The following is a 19,761-nucleotide window of genomic DNA, read 5'->3' on the forward strand; positions in this document are numbered from 1 at the left end:
TTACATCCCGTCAGGAGGCAAGCAGATGAAGCTATCCACAAGCCTGGTTACTAAAATTGTAGTCGGCATCAGCTTGGTAGCGGCTACAACGTATGGTACCAGCGCCTTTTTTATTTTTGTGCTTAAGGATTATTTGGCGCCGGACATGGAATCTTGGTTATTTACCAGCATAACCTTTGGCCTGGGGGTATTTTGGACAGGGCTGCTCGGCTGGATTACAGCAAGGTGGCTGGTCAAGCCGCTAAACGATCTGCACAGCGCTGCGGTTATCGCCGCGGAGGGGGATTTAAAGGCAGGCGTAGCGATCCCGAAGTCCAAGGATGAATTGACGCAGCTGGCTGCATCATTCAACAAGATGATTTCCAGTCTTCGCGGCATTGTGGCCAATATCGACGAGCATTCCACGGCAACCGGACAAGAGGTGGAGCATCTGCGCTTGTCTATGGAGCAGGCGGCTGTACTGCTGACAGAGGTCTCAGAACGGGTAGGGGAGATTTCGGCCAATACGGATACCCAAGCGCAGCTGTCGCAGAGAATGTATGCTTCGATTGAAGAGATTGCCGAATTATCGGGCGCTGCAGCCAATTGTACAGCGGAAGCCCAGCAGGATGCCGAGCAAATGTCGGCAGCTATGGCGAGCAGCAATGAAGCGATCGACTCCTTGTCAACGGCAATGGACCGTCTGGCTGTGGAAGGAAATGAGACGACAGTCATTATGAAAAAGCTGGAGCAGCACGCGGAGCAGATCGGCCAGATTGTGCATGTTGTCGAAGATATTTCTTCGCGCACACATTTGCTGGCTCTGAATGCCTCCATTGAAGCGGCTCACGCCGGTGAGCATGGACAAGGTTTCCAGGTTGTTGCGGTCGAAATTAGAAAGCTGGCGAACCATACGACGACTGAAGTGAAGCATATCGGAGGATTGATCGAGGCGATTCACTCCGATTTGACGATTGCGGTTAATCGCATGGAAGCGCAGGCCGAGCATACATACGAGGGATCGGTCAAAACAAGCGAAACGATCGGTCATTTGCAGTTGATTTCCGAAGCCGCCGCGCGTACGGTTGAGGCGATTAATAAAATTGCCGATTTGATGGAAGTGCAATCGGTCAAAATGAATACGATGCTGTCGGGCGCTGAGCAGGTCGCGCATGTAGCCGGCGAAAATGCGGATAAGCTGAGCAAAATTGCAGGCTCCGTTCAGGAGCAGAATGCAATGGTGCAGGAGGTAGCCGCGGCGTCTAATGAGCTGCAAAATATGACGGCCGCCCTGCAGAGCGGGATCGGCAAGTTTCAATTTAAATAATAGCAAAAAGACATTCTATGGAGTGGTTAGGCGGCTGCTCCAATAGAATGTCTTTTTTTTAGGCCGATTTACGCGGTCAGGCGAAAATTTTGCATAAAACGCAACATTTGCAGGACATTTTTCCGAAATTTACGGAAATGTTGTACGTTCTGCAACAACTTGCCCCTCTAAGTCCGCCCGTAGGTGTGAATTGTTGCATTTCGTACATCATTTCGGACATCCCGCAGCTTTGAGTATAGAGATCTTGCACAAAGTACAACATTTGCCTGTAAGAGGCCTCACTGTGAGGCCGCCCCAGCTAGTACTGGACAAACCTTCCCACCACTTGCGCCGCTTCTGCCCGAGTAGCATAAGACATTGGGGCGAATCGCCCCGAGCCCTGGCCTTGCATTAGCCCGGCGGCAATGATACTGCCAGCATCGGCTTGCGCCCAGCCGGAAATTTGGCTGCGATCTTTGACCGCCTGAAGTCCCTGTTCACTCCCAGGAAGAGGCTTTTTGCTTATTTTCGCCGCGCGTGCAAGCAGAACGGCAATCTCCTGCCGAGTGATGCTTGCTGCCGGATCAAATGTGCCCTTCGCGGTTCCGGTGAGCAGCCCCGCTGCATAGGCGGGGGACGCAGCATCATAATACCAGGCGCCATCCGGCACATCGGAAAAAGGAGGCGCAGAGCCGGACTCCGGTAGCTCCAATGCCTGAGCCAGCATCGCGATGAACGCTGCCCGGCTGGTCACAGCGGCGGGTTCAAACCACCGATCGGACGTACCGCTAATGATGTGTTTGGCGGCCAGCATCTTGATTGTCCGGTAAGCCCAGTGCGACGGCGGTACATCCTCGAATGTTTTAGAATACTCCAATACAGCCACTTTCGATTGATCGGTCAAAGGGATACTTATGGCTGCCCTATTTTTTGCGATGTTACCGCCCATATAAGTCCAGCTTTTTAGCTTGTTATCGTAGAGATAAATGCCCAGCAGTGCTGGATCCATGTTCTCGTCCGTATAAGGCAGCTGGACCGAGACGGTTTCGGCCGGGTTCAGCTCAGGAATAATGACAGTGCCGTCGGCCAGCTTCAGCCGGATGCTTATATGGAGCGTATCGCTCGCAAAGCGCACCGCTGCTGTTCCGTCGGATACTTCGGCAGCGTTTGGGCCCGGTGCTGCTGCTGATGATGATGATGATGCCGGCGTAAATTCCATCGACACAATAAGCGCGGCCTTGTCATCCTGTCCGGCCTGTGAGCGCAATGCGCGTATGGAATTTAAAGGGAATTCCGCGATTGCGTCCCCGAATTGCACCAGCAGCGCACGTTCACTGATCTGTACCAACGGGATTTCAACCGTTGATTCGCCATTGGCTGCTTTGACCGCTGCTTTTCCGTCTTCTATGGTGACGATTGGAGCAGAAGCCGTGTTACTGATGCTGCCAATATAGCCATTACCGCCACTATCGGTTCCCCCTGACCCGCCGGCTGAATAAGGCATGGCCAGCGACTGTCCCATTGCCAGCGGCTTTACGGATGAGCTGCCGAAGTATGAGCCGGACAGTGCGATCATACCGTTTTCCCCATTAATAGTGTAGTTGAGTTTTTTGCCGCGGATCAGCAGGTTGGAGACGCCGTTGTCATCGGCAAACAGCCGGACTGCGTATGGCGTGCCTTTGTCATAATCCAACCCGTTGCGCAGCAGAACATTTTCGATTAACTGCACCATGCCGAATAATGAAGGGCGGACGCCTTGCGGCACTGGCGGGCTGTCATTGGTGTAGTTCTCTGCGAACACATTGCCTGTACGCACGATATCACGCATGGCGATCTCCACCATTTTGGCGGCTTTTTCGGTCTGGCCTTTGTTGATAAGGCCGTAGATCGTATAGCCCCAGTCCGGCTGCTTCGGATTAACGAAGCCGGCGAAGGACTGCTCCTCATTAAACCAATTGTTGAATAACTGCAGCATTGTCGTCAGGTAAGAGCCTGCAAGCTCATCCAGGTATAATCCAGTCGTTACCCATAGCGCGTTGGCCGGATTTCTGCTTCCGGTAGCAACATCATAATATTGCACGGGCAGGGAGGACGGCGTTTCCCAGAACCAGACTTTATATTGATCAAAGAAGGCTTGGCGCTTTGCAGCCCAGTCTGCGACATCAGCCGTCCTGCCGAGAATCGCAGCAATTTCTTCCATGCGCTGAATGTCGATTAACGCGGATACGACAAATTCGGCATCCCGCTCATCGGGATTGTCATGCGTGCCATAAATCCAGCGCGGATTGGCAATGCGCCAGTTCAGATAACGGGTGAGCGCCGGATAGACATCGGTCAGACTGTCAATATCACCTGTAGCTTCATAGAGAATAAGCGCTGTCTGGGCTTTGCGCGAAGGCAGGCTTTCACCGCCAAGCTGCCCGTCTGTCTGTACGAGCGACATGAGCCCGCGAAAGGCATCCCATGCTGTGTTAGGGTCAATATAGGCGTAGAGCTGAATGCCCATCAGACTGTCCCAAGACGCCGTGAAAGGATTGGCCGGCTCCCCTTCGTCCCACATGGAGGCTTTGCCTGTAGCCATCTGAGGATAAGGGTAGGCGGCATCCTGTGGCAGCACATTCTGCGCCAACAGCACCCAGGCGGTATAGTAGTCATGCTTGACAGCAGCTGCAGTAGCGCCTTTGCGCATAATGGTCGGCATATCGAATCGTTCCGGCCGAGGCACGGAAGTGAGATATTGATCCCAGTAGGCTTCACGGCCGGCACGGATTTGCGGCAGATTTGCAGTTAGCGGTGCAAGCGCCCAAGATGCCAGATTCGCGCTGTCCGCGGCAGTTCCGACAGCGGCAGCTACGATCAGCTTGCCGTTCGGGAGCTGCTGCGCATCGAGCTCCATCAGCCAGAAGCCTGCTGCAGGTGCCTGCGTCAGAGCATCCTTGCCTGCCAGCATATCGCTCTCGGAGGCAAAGTAGCGGATATTCGCAGCGGATGCGGCGCCGTTGACAGCAATAGCATAAGAATGTGCGCCCTGATCGACTGTCAGCACTTGATTGGCCCATTGAATATTGCCGCTATATTTCCCGGCCAAATACAAATCGCTGTTGGCGGCGGTAATTCCACTTAGATCTGCTGTGCGTACGACAGTTTGTTCATTATAAAAGAAATCCTCGCCCTCGATAGCTGAGCCATCCTGATAAGCGGCCTGAAAGGGCAGCGAAGCAGGGGTCCATTCTGTCGTATAGCTGATCGCACCTTCGATCTGCTCCGTTACGCTCAAAATTTGCAGATTGTCAAAGGTAACCGACGCGCTCTGGCCTACGGCAAACAGGTAGACCCGAAATGATTTTGTTCCCGTCCAGCCGGTCAACTGTCTAATATCAAAGAGGTAATTACCTTCTTTGCTGCTGTCGAGCTGCAGGGCATATTCCGAAGTACCGTCATTGACCTTCAACGCCCAGCGTCCGGTCAGCGCGGACACCGTTACTTCAAGCATAGGGGTGTCGTCCAAATTGACGGTGACCATATTTTTCGTATAGATGGCTTGCCAAGGAGGAGAGGCATCGGCGGCAACGGTCAGTTTCACGCCGTGGTCTCCTGCCCGCTCTACCAGCAGATCGGATGGCTTGCCCTGATCAGGCAGACCGATCGTCCACATCGTTTGATCTCCGATGTCCGGACGCCAGCCGTATTGAACGTCTCCGTCAGCGCCCGGAATGCCCTTGTAGAGCATGACCATATCGGCGAGCTCGCGGCTGGTTCTCGGGCTTGCCGTATTCAAGTAGCCGAGATTGAGCGGGAGGGTGCTCCGGTTGCTGTATTGCGATGCCGTGGTGCCGCCCAACTGTTTGAAATCGTACGGATTGATGACGATTTTGGAGCCGGGGATGCTTAAATCCCGGCGCTGTTTGTCGCCGGTTTCGCGCAGATCAGCGCTTGCGGGCACAGAAGCGTCGGCAGCTTCATCGGGCGTTTGCCCGTTGTCGGACGGATTGTCCGGTACAGGCATGGCTCCGATGATCCGCAGATTGTCAATTGTAATACTGGCATTGCCGCCAATCGCCCACAAATCGACAGAGAACGTTTTTTCTCCGGTCCAGCCGGTGAGCGCGGCAATATCGAAGGTGAAGTCGCCGCTGTCATTCCGGTCTCCCCCGGTCAGAGAGACGTCAGCGTTCCCGTCATGCACCTTTACGCTCCAGGCGCCTTGCCCGGCATTTACGGAAAGTGCCAATACGGGATGGTCTTCCATCTTGAACTTCAATTTCTGGCGGCTGCCTAGTTTTTGCCATGGCGGATTGGCATCCTCACGTACAGAAAGTTGAACGCCGTTAGTGCCGGCTGCTGCTGCTGCCGTCAATCCCGGATCTACAAGCCAGCTATCCTCCAGATGGGTAAAATCGGCCTGCCAGCCGATCACCTCTTCAGGATCGGCAGAGCTGATTCCTGGTGCCGAAAGTACTTGGCTTACGGTCAGCAGAGTCACAAGCAGTATCGATACCCAGCGACATGATGTCTTCATTGAATCTCATCCTTTCATTAAATGAATGAATACAGGATGGGCCTCTCTCCTGAAAAAGCGGGGGCGTTCACAGATATTCTGTCATCGTTGCCCCGCCTTCACGCTCTCTCTACTATTGGCCGTTGTATGGGTTTTCCTTCAGAAACGCCTCAAGCTGCTTTTGCATCTCGTCCCGCACTTTTTGCGCGCCGGCTGCATCCATTTTCTTCTGAATACTTTCGATATTGCTCATCATCTGATCCTCTGGAATCATGCCGTCGAGAAGCGGGCGCTGCATGGTGGTCACATCATTCAGCTTAGCCTGCTCCGTCTTCACATTCTCTACGTTAAAGCTGAAGCCTGCAGCAGGATCTTTATACAGAAACTCGGAATCGCCGATATTTTTCATAATTTGAATGACTTCATCCGGCGTATTCGACAGCTGTCTCGTATATTGCGGATTCCAGGTCAGCTCATAGCCCGGGAAGTTATAGATGCTGTTCAGATCTTTGCCTTCCGGCAGGCTGTATTTGTCAGTGCCTTCTGCAATCCAATCCTGTCCTTCAATCCCGAATTGGATCAGGTCATGATTACTTTGTTCAGCAAAGATCCAATCCACAAATTGCATGACGCGGTCCGCATATTTGGAGTTGGTCGGGATGGCAAGGAAGTTCCAAGCCTGGAACGTGCTGGGCATCTGCTTGGGCACGGACTCGCGCAGTGCTTTATCCATCATGAAGTAGCCGATTTCCGCATCCGGGAGGGTAGTGGCGACTTGCTGAACGATGTCGGAGTAGGTGTCGATCCCGCGGAAATAGGATGCAGCTTTGCCGGCTTTGAATTGATCCTCCGCCGATTTTTGGCTGAGCACATCCTTTTCAAGATAGCCCTTGCTGTACCATTCATGCGCTTTCTTGACCGGCCACAATGGATCAAGCGCTTGCAATTCCTGCGGCAAATATTGACGGTATTCGGGATCAAGCTCCGGAATCCAGGTCTTCGCGACATATGGCGTGCCGTCAGGCTTGATGACCATGCTGACATTAGTGCTAAAATTATGCTTCTCCGTAAAAGGACCATAAATTTTTCTCAGAAAACCGCTCGCGGCATCGATAGCGCCGTTAAAGCCGAACGGAATCATGCCGGGCTCATTTTTCAGGACAGCATCATAAAATTGCTCCAGCTCCTCTGTGTTTGCCAGTGTGCCGTTTGTGCCAATGCCGTATTTTTTCGCCAAATCCTTGCGGTAATAGATCGTGTCCGCGCTGGTGAAGGTTGTCGTGAATGGTACAGCATAGGTGTGATACTCGCCTTGCGCATTTTGGAATTTGTTATTGCTGAGGTATTCTTCATCGAACGCCTTTTTGAGCCCTGGATACTGGTCGTTGTTGAAGTAATGATCCAGATTTTGCACCAAGCCTTTGGAGACGGCCTGATTGATCGGCAGCCCGCTAACCCAGGGAGCAGTGAAGAAGGCATCCACCTTTTCGCCTGCTGTCAGTTTGAGGTTGACCGTGCTGCCAATGTCGGCAGCATTTGTCCAATGCCAGTTGATTTTTACATTAAGCGCATCTGCCGTTTGCTTAGAGAATTCATCCATGACAGCCTGCAGATTGTTGGGCTCGCCTCCATTGCCGGAGAACAGATAAAAATCCAGTTTGACCGCTTCTTGCTTTTGCTTTGTTTCGCCGTTGTTGCCGGCTTGGGCATCGTCTCGCCCGGGCTGCGGAGCATTGCCATTATTGGCGCCGCTGGAGCAGCCCGTGAGTAGCAGCGTTGTCAGCAGCATGCCAATGGCGCCTGTCCGTATGCCTTTGAGTGACTTGCGCATGCCTTCATCCTCCCTTTTTTTATGTGCAGATATGAATGATCTATGCTGGAACCGGCTTCATCTTCGCTTGAGAAGATAGGCGGTGAACAGCCAATCGGTCTTGAACCTGGGCAATAGAAAATGGAAGCAGGTCTTACCCCTTTACCGCCCCGATCGTAATTCCCTTGAGAAAATACTTCTGCAGGAACGGGTAGAGCAGGATGATCGGGCCGATGCTGATCATAGCCGTAGCCATTCGTACGCCGACGGACGGTATAGATTGCCCGCCCAGCGCCGCCCGCGCTTTGGAGCCTAGCGAGGACTGCAGAAAGTCGACTTGTGTCTGGATTTTCATAATGAGAAATTGCAGCGTGTACAGCTTTTGATCATCAATGAATAGGAGTACCTTGAACCATTCGTTCCAATAGCCCATCGCTGCGAACAGGCCGATGGTCGCCAATATTGGCTTGGACAGCGGCACGATAATTTTGACGAAAATGTACATATCATTCGCACCGTCGATTTTGGCCGATTCTGATAGCGCCTCCGGCAAGGTTGCGAAGTAATTGCGCATCAGAAAGACGTTGTAGGCGTTTAGAGCGGCGGGGATAATGAGTACCAATATATTATTTTGCAGATGCAGCAGCTTGGTCGTCAAAATATAAGCAGGCACCAGGCCGCCGTTAAACAGCATCGTTGCATAGGCGAACAGACCGATGCTGTTGCGGTATTTGAGCGTTTTGACGGTCAGCGGGTATGCAAAGGCAGCTGTCAGAATCAAGGTTAACAGCGTACCGGCGGCTGTCGAAATGATCGTGATCAGGTACGCCTGCATGACAGAGTCAGTGCCTGTAAAGACCAGCTTGTAGGCCGCCAAACTAAACTCCTTCGGCCAGAGCCCGTAGCCATGTCTGACCATGCTCATCTCATCGCTGAATGATGATACGAGCGCTACCCAGAGAGGGAACAGGCAAAATAAAGCGAATGCCCCGGTACAAAGATATAAAAATCCGGTTAAGATTTTATCGCCTAATGTGGGCTTATCCATCATGGTTCATCCTTTCGCGTTAAAACAATGCGGAATCTTTGTCCAGCTTTTTGACGATGCCGTTCGCAGTTATGACCATAATAAAGCCGATTACCGATTGGAAGAGCGATACGGCCGACGACATGCCGATATTGCCGTCAACACGCAGAGCGCGGTATACGTACGTATCAATAATATCGGTCGTAGGGCGCAATAGTGGGTTGTCGCCAATCAGCGCGTAAATCATGCCGAAATCACCTACGATAATGCTGCCGACACTTAGTATAAACAGCATAATCGTCGTCGTGCGCAGCATCGGTACAGTAATGCGCCAGATCGCTTGAAACCGGCTGGCGCCGTCAATTTTGGCCGCTTCATAGATTTCCTGGTCAATGCCTGTTATCGTCGCCAAATAGATGACAGTGCCGAAGCCGACGCCTTTCCATAAGCGCAGGAAAACGAGCAGCACAGGCCATACATCCGGGTCCTGATAAAAGTTGATCGCCTGCAGACCAAGGGCGGAGAGCAGCTGGTTCATCAGACCGCCGTCCGTAGCGAAGAGCGAAGTGGCAAATACGGCTACAACTGTCCAGGAAATAAAATTGGGCAGAAACATGAGCGACTGGAACGTCTTGGAGAAAAATTTGATCCGCAGCTCATTCAAGCCAATCGCCATCAGCATTTGGACGATGAGGCCGGTTACAATAAACAGGGCATTCAAATAAATGGTGTTAACCGTAATATGAATCCAATCGTCGGAGGTGAAGAAAAACTTTAGATTGAACAGCCCGACAAATTCGCTTTTCAGGCCGTATAAGCCGGCAAGCGGGTTGAAATCGACAAAGGCATAATAGAGACCGACCAGTGGCAAGTAGTTGAAGATGAAGAAAAATAGCGCCCCGGGAAGCAGCATGGCATACAGATATTTGTTTTTCAGTATTTCGCGTATGAACGTGGCTTGAGCGGCGGGAACCTTCATGCGTGCTCGACTTCCTTTCATGTTCTGCATTCATTGCATTCTTATATTCAATTTACGGCCCACAATCGCTCAAAACCAGTGCAATATCTATCGAAATCCCCCATTGTTAAAATTCTGAGCCGGTAAAACGGGCTCAAAAAAGACGAGGCGGCGCGTTTATTCGCCATGACCCTCGTCTGCATGGTTGTTACCGAACTGCTTGCGGAATTCATCCGGCGTCAGCTTCGTTTCCTTCTTGAATGCGGTATAAAAATAGCCGCTGCTTTGAAAGCCGGCGATCTCGGCAATCTGGTTGACAGTATGGTCTGTTTCGATCAGCAGGCTTTTGGCTTTGCTGAAGCGTTGTTCACTTATATAACTGGACAGCGTTTGCCCGGTCTGCGACTTGAACAGCGTACGCAAATAATTGGGAGAAAGCTTGACCAATCCGGCCAAGAAATCGACATTAAGCGCCGGATCGGCAAAGTGCTCCTCGATATAGGCTTGAATTTGCGCGGCCATGCCGCCATAGCGGGAATCCTTTTTGCGCCGGATGCCTGCCATCGCTTGCTGATACAGCTGCAGCAGCTTTGCTTTTCTTTCGAGCAGCGTATCCTGCCGGTCCATCATTTTATTGGTCTGCCAATAGTCCGTCTCAATTCCAAGCTCATGCAGCTCCTCAGGCTCGAACAGATTGCTGACCGTCCGTGCGGACATGATCGCAAGCTGATTCAACGCCAGCATCATCTCTTGACAGGTAAAAGGTGATATAGCTGAGATAAACGATTCCAGGCCGGCAGTCACTTTATCGTCATCTGCGCTTTTTAGGGCGTCGATGATTTGCTTTTCCAGTCCAAAGGGGTACTGGTACTCTTCCTGGCGGGCCGCTACGGTACCTGTATAGTCGAGGACGCTGCCATAGCCGTACACAAAGCAGTATTCCGCGGCTTGCAGGGCATGCACATACGACGTATGAATGCCCTTGAGCCCTTTTTCGGTTGTGCCTACGCTGACCGATAACGATAATTTCAGGTAGGATTGGCAGGCTGCCTGAATTTGCTCCAGCAATTGAACAGGCTTTTCTGCAGTCCGGCTCATGTTTATAATGACGACAACTTGATCCTCTCCGACCTCTACCGCTGCCGCCGGCAGTACCTCGCTCAATATTTCCTCCGCAATATTGGCCGCGCTAAACCGGTATAGCGACAGTGCTTTCAGCGACTGTCTGGCAGCAATATCCCGGCTTTGGTCAACCATAAACACCACTGTCAAAAATTTGTCGTCGCTCGATCCGAGCATGCCGGACTGATGATGCCATTCATCAGGATGGATGTAGCTGCCATGCAAGGCTTTCATGAAAAACTGGTTTCGCAGCAGAGAGCGATTGCGGTGCTGTTCAGACTTGTAAAGCTCAATATCGCCATTCAGCGATTCATAAACACGGCTTAAATAATCGTATTCATTAAGCGCAGCTGGTCCCTGCTCATCAGGCGGCACCTTTCCTTTGCTCCATGCTAACAACCGGCTGACCGGAGCGTACAAGTGACGGGTAAACCAGCCGGCGATGGCAATGCTGAGCAGGACAAACAGGCCGGTCATCACCATAATGTACTTTTGCAAATCTTTGACCGACCGGGTAAGCACGCTGTAATTGCTCACACTGACGAAGCTCCAATTCATCAGGCCGCTTGCATTCAGCCTGTAATACGAGATCAGCTGGTCCTGACTGCTGCCGGATTGATTGAAATAGCCGCTGGCATCGGGGCTGGCCAGGATGCGCTGGATAAAACCTGCGCCATGCAAATCCGGCAAAATTGCTCCCGGATCCGAACGGGAAATGACTCTCCCATCCTGGTCGATAATGAGGAGCGCGCTCGTGCCGGCACTATTTTTACTGACAATCATATTGCGGAGCAGGCGCTCGTCAATATTGTAAATCAGCGCACTTTTCAAGTTGTCATCGCTGAATATAACGGTAATAAGCTTTTTGTTCTGAACGCTCGCGCCATTGACGGTGTTGGCCTCACGCACAACCAGGCGGCTTCCGAGCTCCCCCGTCTGGTCATGATTTTGCAAATACTCATAAATGTCCTGATCGTAAAAGTCCGGCCGGCTGCGTACAGGTCCGATCGATGAGAACATAAGGCCGGCATCGGAATTGTACACATACACAGAATCAAACAGGGTGTAGTTCGTGATGATCTCGTTCAGGCTAGATGAAATGCGGCCATAATCAATGGCGGTGAGATCGGTGCGGATCATCGCATCCAGCAAGGTGCCGTTGGTCCGAAACTCCTTGTACATATAGTGGAAGGTCGTATTCCATAACTCGTTGAAGGTATTGGCGGTATGCTCCAGACTGTCTACCGTAACCTTCTTGATCTCCTGTACGCTATTGTTGGAGAATTTGCTGTACAGAACGGAGGAGAGCAGCGCAATCAGAATGGAGCCGATAATAATGTAGGAAAAGACAGTTTTGAGAAGCACCGACTTGCGGCGGATGTGCAATCTGATGTCTGCCATGCTGCGAAAGTAATTCTGAATGCTCTTTTTCTCTGTCCTTTCCATTCTATCTCCCCTAAACTAGCGTTGATTTGGCGTGACGATGCGGCCGTATCCCGCGAATGGATAATCAATGACGATTCTGCCAGCCTCAGTGTCGCCGATGCCGCTATATAAATCGGCTTTGCCGTCCTCGCGCATGACGATCCCGGAGGTAAAGGCACAATCAGTCAAATCGGGCTTTTTGGCGGGGCCGTCCGGGTAGCAGGAGCGGGTGCCGATAATTTGGTGGTTAAGCGCCTTATGCGAGGCAACATCCAGTACAAAAGAGGAGTTCATATAGACGAGTACAGTCTGTCCGTCGTCTCCAACCGTCTTGTAGCATCGGTGGCCGATAACCCCGATATGGCCGCTATCCAGATAGTAGGCCTGATTGCAGCCGCCCCACTCATTTTCTCCAAACAAATCCGGGATATATGGAGCGTTCTCAACAACCTCAGCCGTCAACTCGTCCAGACTGTTGATAATCGTAAACCCGACCAGTGACTCCGAGCCGTACTTTCGCCGGATTTCCTCGCTGCGCGGGCGCGAGAATACACCGATCCTTCCCTGATCCATCTCCACCAACCGAATATCCTTCATATAATCGGGACCGGTCGTAAAATAGTACAGGTCATGGATGTCAGTTCCTTTATAGAAATAACCGTAGTAGGTGTCAATGGCCGATTCGGAAAAGCGAACATGTGTTCCGCCCATAACAAGCTGCTCTCCAATAATGCTAATATAAGGGTCTTCCAGCTGGTAGATCATTGATCCGGGAACGAGTGTCCACTCATCCTTCGCTGTCCTGGAAAACAGTCTGGTCCAGGAGCGCGCCCATTCACCCCGGCGTTCCACACGTCCGAATATATAGTCCGACCCCTTCCAGGTAAAGGGGATGGACACGTTGTAGACATCGTATCCCTCGACCCCGCGGAAGTCAAGCTTGACGCTTTCATAGATTTTTTTGTCCTGTTCAAATTGCTGCCGCAAATCAATCAGCTTCATGAATCTTTCAGCCTCCTCAGTATCTCCTGATACTGACTGTACCGGCAATGGCAGCAATGAAATAGTGCGAAATTTACCGATTCGGGCTTTTGTTAATAATCTGACATGTGGTTCTCCGGCTCCGCTGTATCAACAATTGTATATGAAAGTAAAAAGGAGTATATCGAAGTACAAACACAGATCTGCTTATAATTATCATTGAAAGCGCTTTGACAGGGTGGGATTAATTATGACAGGAGGACAGAATAGTAATGAAACGTAAAGCAGCCATAATGTTGCTAGTATTTGTGATCGCTTTCATGACGGGCGGTTTTGAGCCTGGTTTCGCAGCTGCAGAGCCTCAAACACCGCCAGAAGCAACTCAAGAAAATCTTGCGCTCGGAAAAGAGGCCACGTCATCCAGCAATGAAATACCTGAATTTCATGCAGGCCAAGCAGTAGACGGCAAAATGGGAGAATATTCGAGATGGTCCTCTGGCCGAACAGACAACGAGTGGTGGACGGTTGATCTGGGGGAAGTTAAAACTGTAGGGAAGGTAATTATTAATTGGCGGACACCTGCAGAAACGTTCCGGATCATGCTTTCCGAGGATGGAGAAAACTGGACCAACGCGCTGCCGAAAGGCCAAACCCTTGCTGCTCCGCAAAGAGCTTCGGAAGCAGAGGGTGTTACCCAGGCCATCCAATTCCAGCAGCAGTCTGCGAAGTATGTGAAATTTGAAGGTGTAAAACAGAGACCGGTTGGAGAAATCAAATACGGTTATTCCTTCTGGGAGTTTGAAGTTTATGAGGGGGATGCTGAAATCCCTCAGCCTGAGGAACCAGCAAATCTCGCACTCGGAAAAGAGGCCTTTTCATCCGGCAATGAAGTGGATTATCTGGATGCAAGCAAGGCAGTAGACGGGCAAAACGGCAATTCGTCGAGATGGTCTTCTCTGAAAACAGACGATCAATGGTGGTATGTGGATCTGGGAGAGGTCACAACTGTAGGCAAAGTGGTCATCCACTGGCAAACACCTGCCGAAAAGTATAAGATTATGCTCTCTACAGATGGGCAAACCTGGACTAATGCACTGCCAAATGACCAGAATCTTATTGCTCCAAGCAAAAAAGTAGAAGAAACAGAGGCCATTGATGTCATCCAATTTGCTCAACAGTATGCGAGGTATGTGAAATTCCAAGGCGTAGAGCGCAGACCGGTAGCCGGAGTGACATACGGCTATTCCTTCTGGGAGTTTGAGGTATATGCAGAAGGAGATGCTTTGCCGCAAATTATGCAGCAGGTCAAGGATACGCTCAGTGTAGCGCCAGGTCAAACAAAGCTGGTGTTCCCTGAGGTTCCCGAAGGCTATGAGGTTACTCTGGCAGGATCAGACCGCAAGCCGGTCATTGACCTGAACGGCAATATTCATACCCCGCTTGTCAACGCAGATGTGAATTTGCTGGTGCAGGTGGCAAGCACTACAGACCCTGCTCTAATATTGCAGGATAACGTGCTTGTAACGGTTTCTGGTCAGCATGGTCTGATGGGGAAAGCGCCAAGAGTTATTCCTTCTCTTCAAGAATGGGTAGGAGCTGATGGACAATTTGCTCTTACGAAGCAGAGCCGCATTGTGGTCAATGGCGCTGATCAGACTGCGCTGCAGCAGACGGCAAACATTTTGAAACAAGACCTTCAAGCGCTTACGAATTTATCACTGCCGATTACATACGGCGAGCCGCAAGCCGGAGACATCTATCTGACACTGGATGCAGGCCAGGCCGCTCTTGGAAAAGAAGGCTACCTGCTTGAAATCAAGGATAGCGTGTCGATTGCAGCATCGGAAAACACCGGTGTATTTTATGGAACAAGAACCATCCTGCAGCTGCTTAGCCATGATGCTGATCATCTTCGTATGCCGAAGGGTGTAACACGCGACTATCCAAAATATGAAGATCGCGGCTTTATGCTGGACGTTGCCCGCAAGTTCTACACGATTGATTTTCTGCGTGACTATGTCAAAATAATGTCCTATTACAAGATGAATCGTTTCCAGATCCATCTGAACGACGATTTAGGTATAACGCTGCCTGACGGCAAGCGTGCTGCTTTCCGCCTGGAGAGCGAGAAGTTCCCGGGCTTGACCAGCAAAGACGGTTACTATACGAAAGCAGAGTTTAGAGATTTGCAAAAGCTGGGCATGGAGTACGGCGTGAATGTGGTGCCTGAAATCGATACACCGGGCCACTCCGGCGTGTTCATTGATTATGATCCATTGCTTGGCAAAAACAAAATGCTTGATGTTACAAGACCGGAAACCGTGCAGTTCGTCAAAGACCTGTTCGATGAGTATCTCACAGGCGATAACCCGACCTTTATCGGTCCGGATGTAAACATTGGTGCTGATGAATACATCGGCGACAAAGAAGCTTTCCGTGCGTATATGGATACCATGATTAACTTCATTAACGATCACGGCAAGCGGCCTCGTCTGTGGGGCGTGCTGACGAAATATGACGGTACGACTCCAATCAGCAACCAAGCGACGATGGACATTTGGTATGAAGAGGATGGAAGAGCAAGCCAGGCAGCGGAGCTCGGCTACGACATTATTAACACCAATACGAATTTGCTGTATGTCGTTCCGCAGCTTTACCGCAGCTATTTGAATTATGACTACATCTACAACACGTGGGAACCTAATATGTGGGATAACAATAAGCTGCCGTTCGGGCATCCGCGTGTTAAGGGCAGCATGTTTGCCTTCTGGAATGACGTCTCTATTGAAAAGGGCGTGTCGATGGCAGACTCTCACGTACGTATTGTGCCTTCTATGCAGTTCCTTTCCGAGAAGCTGTGGGCAGGTACGCGGGCGGATCGCGATTATGCAAGCTTCGAAGCAGATGCTGCAAAATACAATGATCCTCCAAATGTAAATCTGTCTCATAAGGTTGAAGTTAACAATGACGACCACAAAGTGATCTCTTATAACTTCGAGGAGGGCATCAAGGACGGATCCGGTAACGGTTTTGATGGCACTGCCCATAATGTCGAGCTGACGGGCAGTATTTTTGGTACAGGAGCTAAGCTGAAAGGCGGCAGCAGCTACATCGAGACTCCGCTTCGCTCGCTGGGCTTTGGCTGGACCTTCTCGATGTGGATCAAGCCGGACGCTGACAATGCCAAGGACGCTATACTGCTTGAATCTCCGGAAGGAAAGCTGATTTATAACATCGACAACAGCGGTAAGATCGGCTTTACCAAAGAGAATTACAAGAGTGTGTTCGATTACAAGATTCCTGCGGACAAATGGACACATATTGTCCTGACAGGCGACAATACAGGCACTTCTATTTTCGTAAACGGCAGTGAATTTATTACTACATTAAAAGAAGGAACCAAACTTGACACCTTCGTATTGCCGATCGCACGTATCGGCAGTGAAACGAATGGCTTCAAGGGTATGATCGATGAGGTAGAAGTTCGGAATACAAATCTTGATCTTCATGGCAATCTGGCACTGCACAAACATGCAGAATCGTCCGAGCCGGAGTCCGCTACGCTAACGGCAGACAAGGCGGTCGACGGACGCGGCGATACAAGATGGTCAAGCGCATGGGTAGACGACACGTGGTTCCTTGTTGACCTGGGTGAGCCGATGGAAATTGACAAGGTAGCGATCTCCTGGCAAGGCGCATATGCTACGAAGTATCGTATCCTCGTCTCTGAGGATAAAGAAAAGTGGACCAATGTTACGACAACTAACAATGGTGTAATTGAAGGCAAAGGCGGACGCGAGATCATCAAGTTCCCGAGTACTATGGCTCGATATGTGAAATTCGAGGGCATTTCACGGGCGACGATCTTCGGTTATTCCTTTGAAGAATTTGAAGTATTTAGCGAGAAAAATCAGTTGGGCAACAAACGCACGGTGATTGATTTGCTCGCAGCGATTGAAGATGCGAAATTTGATCCGGCGAAATATTCGAAGGAAATATGGCAGGCCCTTCAAGATGCTATCGCAGCAGCTACTTCGGGCATCAATCAGCTGTCCGTATCCAAGCCGGAGCTGGCTGCACTGCTCAATCCGCTTAATAAGTCATTTAATGCAATCGCGGTAGAGGATGCTTTCGCGGCCTTGAAGCTGGAAGGAACAGAGGGTGCTGTAGCGAACATTCGCCTGCCGCACAAAGGCTTGCATGATACTCGCATCTCCTGGAGCACATCTGATGCAGCCTATATCAATGAAAACGGCCAGCTGATGAAGCGGCCTGCTGCCGGACAATCCGATGCATCGCTTGTCCTTACGGCAACGATCACAAAGGGCGAAGTAACGAAGACCAAGGAGTTCAAAGTAACGGTCAAGTCACTGTCAGGCGGTTCGACATGGTATCCGGGTCCGGTGGTAACACCGCCTGTCACGAATCCTGGAGGTCAAGGTAACGGCGGAGATTCCGGAACAGGAGCAGAGACGGGAACAGGTACGGAGACAGGATCGGTAACGGAAGGGCCAGGTAATGGCGGCACAGCAGTTACGCTGAAGGACATTACGGGTCACTGGGCAGAAGGAGCGATCAAGCAGGCGGCGGAGCTCGGCATTGTGACAGGCAATACTGCCGGCTTGTTCCAGCCGGATAAGCCGATCAGCAGAGACGAGTTTGTCGCGATGCTGGTAAGAGCTTTGAAGCTTGAAGGCGCAGACAGCAAGCTGTCCTTTAAAGATAATAAGGACATTCAAGCCTGGGCGCGTCCGGCAATTGCACAAGCGGTTCAGGCAGGACTTATCACCGGCTATAGCGACCAAACCTTCCGTCCAAAAGCACTCATCAGCCGCGCCGAAATGGCCGCAATCATTATACGCGGCATGGGAGTTGCACCGGCTGCATCTGCAAAGCTGCCATTCAAGGACGCGGCGCAGATTCCGCAATGGGCGAAAGGCTATGTTGCAGCAGCGCATGAAGCAGGGATTATGAGCGGACGCACGAAGCAAACATTTGCACCGGAAGCGCAAGCTTCACGTGCAGAAGCGGCAGTCGTCATTTTGCGCATGCTGAATAAGCAATAATAAATAAGGAGGGCTGGCCTGGGTCATGCAAATTGACCTGGGCTGCCCTCTTTTTTAAATTTTATAGATAAAATTTCGGCTGGTGTGGTCTTAACTGGGCCCTAGCGCAGGAGTACGTCAAGTGTTTTCTTAGCCAAGTGGACATACGATCCGCTATTTTGTCGAATACTACCAATTCAGAGGTTTCGCGGACACAGGATCCGTTATTTGCTGGTTTTGCCGGGTTTTCGCGGCGTTTTCGTTCATATCAACGGATCCACGGTCCGCTCGGGTCCGCTTCGTTCGTGATGAACGAATGCTAACGGATGCAGCAGCCGCTATTTGCGAAAATTCGAACAATTTGAAATTGTAACGGAACTGTGCGCCGCTATTTGCTGATGATGATCCCGATTTCGCAAGAAAACATCCAATTAAGATCGCTTACTTCCGTTAGATTTCAAAAAGAGGGTTTATTGGCGAAATAGCGTCTGTGGCGTCCGTTAGATGCTTCGCACCAAGGACCCCGTCAGACGTTTTTCTCAACCATGCCAGCAAATTATTTTCGCAGCTTAAATCGAACAAGCCGCTTGGCAGTGTCCTGATTTTTATAAAAAAACACCTTAATTTGTAACCCGGCCCACAAAGACAAAGATGGGATTACAAAAAAACAAAATGTAACAGGAGATACCGGATCAAATTGTAGCGCTTGTGACAAACCAAAGAAATACAAGTTATATCCCAAAAAAAACATCCAATTAAATCCCATTTGACTAGGGAATATCAAACAATACAACCCAATTAATAAACCGATCGAGCTAACAAGGGATACGGAGAGAAGATTGGAAAAGACTGACCCCATAGGCTGAAGAAAAACAAATCCAAATGCTATATATCCAAGTAGTGCTAACAGAAGTGCTAAAACGAGTGAAAGCGGGTGATTACCCATTAAATATAGAATACCGGTCATCACAAGGATAAAAATATGAAATACAAATGACAGTAAGATATTACGAATCATGATTTACCTCCTCGTATGCCAATTAATAATAAAACCTGCTTTTTCAATCGTTTAAATGGGAGTGAGGTCTCATATTAGAATAGTATGTAAGTATTTTTATACAACTACTGTTTTCTTGATTATTAAAAGTCAATTTATTATGTGGTAAAATTGTATCGATTCACTAATGTTTGGAACTGTGATCTGCGGCTGTTGAAAAAGGGGGAGCAGAATGATTTACGTTAGTGTTTTCATATTCAACTTTGTAGTCGCTTGCTTTATCTACGATCAGTCGGGCTACGTCAAGCCTCTATTGCAAGCTGTGCTGGTCACGCTGTTGATTGTCGCCATCGATATCATTAAATATATGATGAAGGCGAAGCAAAAAAGAAAAGCCTAGCCAGCGTTGGCAAGCAATTTCGATCCTACAGCACCATGCTCTGCCGCGTACATGAAACAGCTACTCGCAGCGTTTGGCAAGCTCTTCATCAGCCACAATCAGCGGCAGATGCCGGCTTTTCAAGAAAGTGGAACATCCTCCGGGGCTGCTCCAGGCCGCTTGGCATAGCGCCTAGAAAATACTTTGTCCCACACGAATATCGCTCCAATATAT

Annotated in this window: 10 protein-coding genes; 3 read left to right on the plus strand and 7 right to left on the minus strand. The window is 50.3% G+C overall.

Going from position 1 to position 19,761, the window contains the following annotated elements; all coding sequences use genetic code 11:
- Positions 1-25: 25 nt before the first annotated feature.
- The gene (locus ACFQ0N_RS14300; RefSeq protein WP_379327140.1) at positions 26-1,306 is read left to right on the plus strand and encodes a methyl-accepting chemotaxis protein; all 1,281 of its coding nucleotides are present in this window, start codon (positions 26-28) and stop codon (positions 1,304-1,306) included.
- 298 nt (positions 1,307-1,604) lie between these two features.
- Here ACFQ0N_RS14300 and ACFQ0N_RS14305 read toward each other — a convergent pair whose 3' ends face one another.
- The 6 genes from ACFQ0N_RS14305 to ACFQ0N_RS14330 all read right to left on the minus strand — a co-directional run bounded on the left by ACFQ0N_RS14305 (position 1,605) and on the right by ACFQ0N_RS14330 (position 13,127).
- Complete coding sequence (locus ACFQ0N_RS14305; protein ID WP_379327142.1) at positions 1,605-5,804, minus strand: S-layer homology domain-containing protein; 4,200 nt, start codon at positions 5,802-5,804, stop codon at positions 1,605-1,607.
- A gap of 112 nt (positions 5,805-5,916) precedes the next feature.
- The gene (locus ACFQ0N_RS14310; protein ID WP_379327144.1) at positions 5,917-7,614 is read right to left on the minus strand and encodes a DUF3502 domain-containing protein; all 1,698 of its coding nucleotides are present in this window, start codon (positions 7,612-7,614) and stop codon (positions 5,917-5,919) included.
- Positions 7,615-7,747: 133 nt separating this feature from the next.
- Positions 7,748-8,641, minus strand: a complete 894-nt coding sequence (locus ACFQ0N_RS14315; RefSeq protein ID WP_379327146.1) for a carbohydrate ABC transporter permease — start codon at positions 8,639-8,641, stop codon at positions 7,748-7,750.
- 19 nt (positions 8,642-8,660) lie between these two features.
- Positions 8,661-9,599 (minus strand): ABC transporter permease, encoded by a 939-nt coding sequence (locus ACFQ0N_RS14320; RefSeq protein WP_379327148.1) that lies wholly within the window; start codon positions 9,597-9,599, stop codon positions 8,661-8,663.
- 156 nt (positions 9,600-9,755) lie between these two features.
- Positions 9,756-12,146, minus strand: coding sequence for a helix-turn-helix domain-containing protein (locus tag ACFQ0N_RS14325; RefSeq protein ID WP_379327150.1), 2,391 nt, complete (start codon positions 12,144-12,146; stop codon positions 9,756-9,758).
- 15 nt (positions 12,147-12,161) lie between these two features.
- The gene (locus tag ACFQ0N_RS14330) at positions 12,162-13,127 is read right to left on the minus strand and encodes a DUF1861 family protein (protein WP_379327152.1); all 966 of its coding nucleotides are present in this window, start codon (positions 13,125-13,127) and stop codon (positions 12,162-12,164) included.
- Between the two features lie 251 nt (positions 13,128-13,378).
- Here ACFQ0N_RS14330 and ACFQ0N_RS14335 point away from each other — a divergent pair, with 251 nt between their 5' ends.
- The gene (locus ACFQ0N_RS14335; protein WP_379327154.1) at positions 13,379-18,172 is read left to right on the plus strand and encodes a discoidin domain-containing protein; all 4,794 of its coding nucleotides are present in this window, start codon (positions 13,379-13,381) and stop codon (positions 18,170-18,172) included.
- A gap of 535 nt (positions 18,173-18,707) precedes the next feature.
- Here ACFQ0N_RS14335 and ACFQ0N_RS14340 read toward each other — a convergent pair.
- Positions 18,708-19,169, minus strand: coding sequence for a hypothetical protein (locus ACFQ0N_RS14340; RefSeq protein ID WP_379327156.1), 462 nt, complete (start codon positions 19,167-19,169; stop codon positions 18,708-18,710).
- A gap of 211 nt (positions 19,170-19,380) precedes the next feature.
- On the opposite strand from ACFQ0N_RS14340, the gene ACFQ0N_RS14345 reads away from it, so the two are divergent.
- Positions 19,381-19,548: a hypothetical protein gene (locus tag ACFQ0N_RS14345; protein ID WP_379327158.1), complete on the plus strand. Its 168-nt coding sequence runs from the start codon at positions 19,381-19,383 to the stop codon at positions 19,546-19,548.
- The last annotated feature ends 213 nt before the right edge of the window (positions 19,549-19,761 follow it).

Source organism: Paenibacillus sp. GCM10027626 (genome assembly GCF_042676285.1).
Taxonomy (GTDB): Bacteria; Bacillota; Bacilli; order Paenibacillales; family Paenibacillaceae; genus Paenibacillus_Z.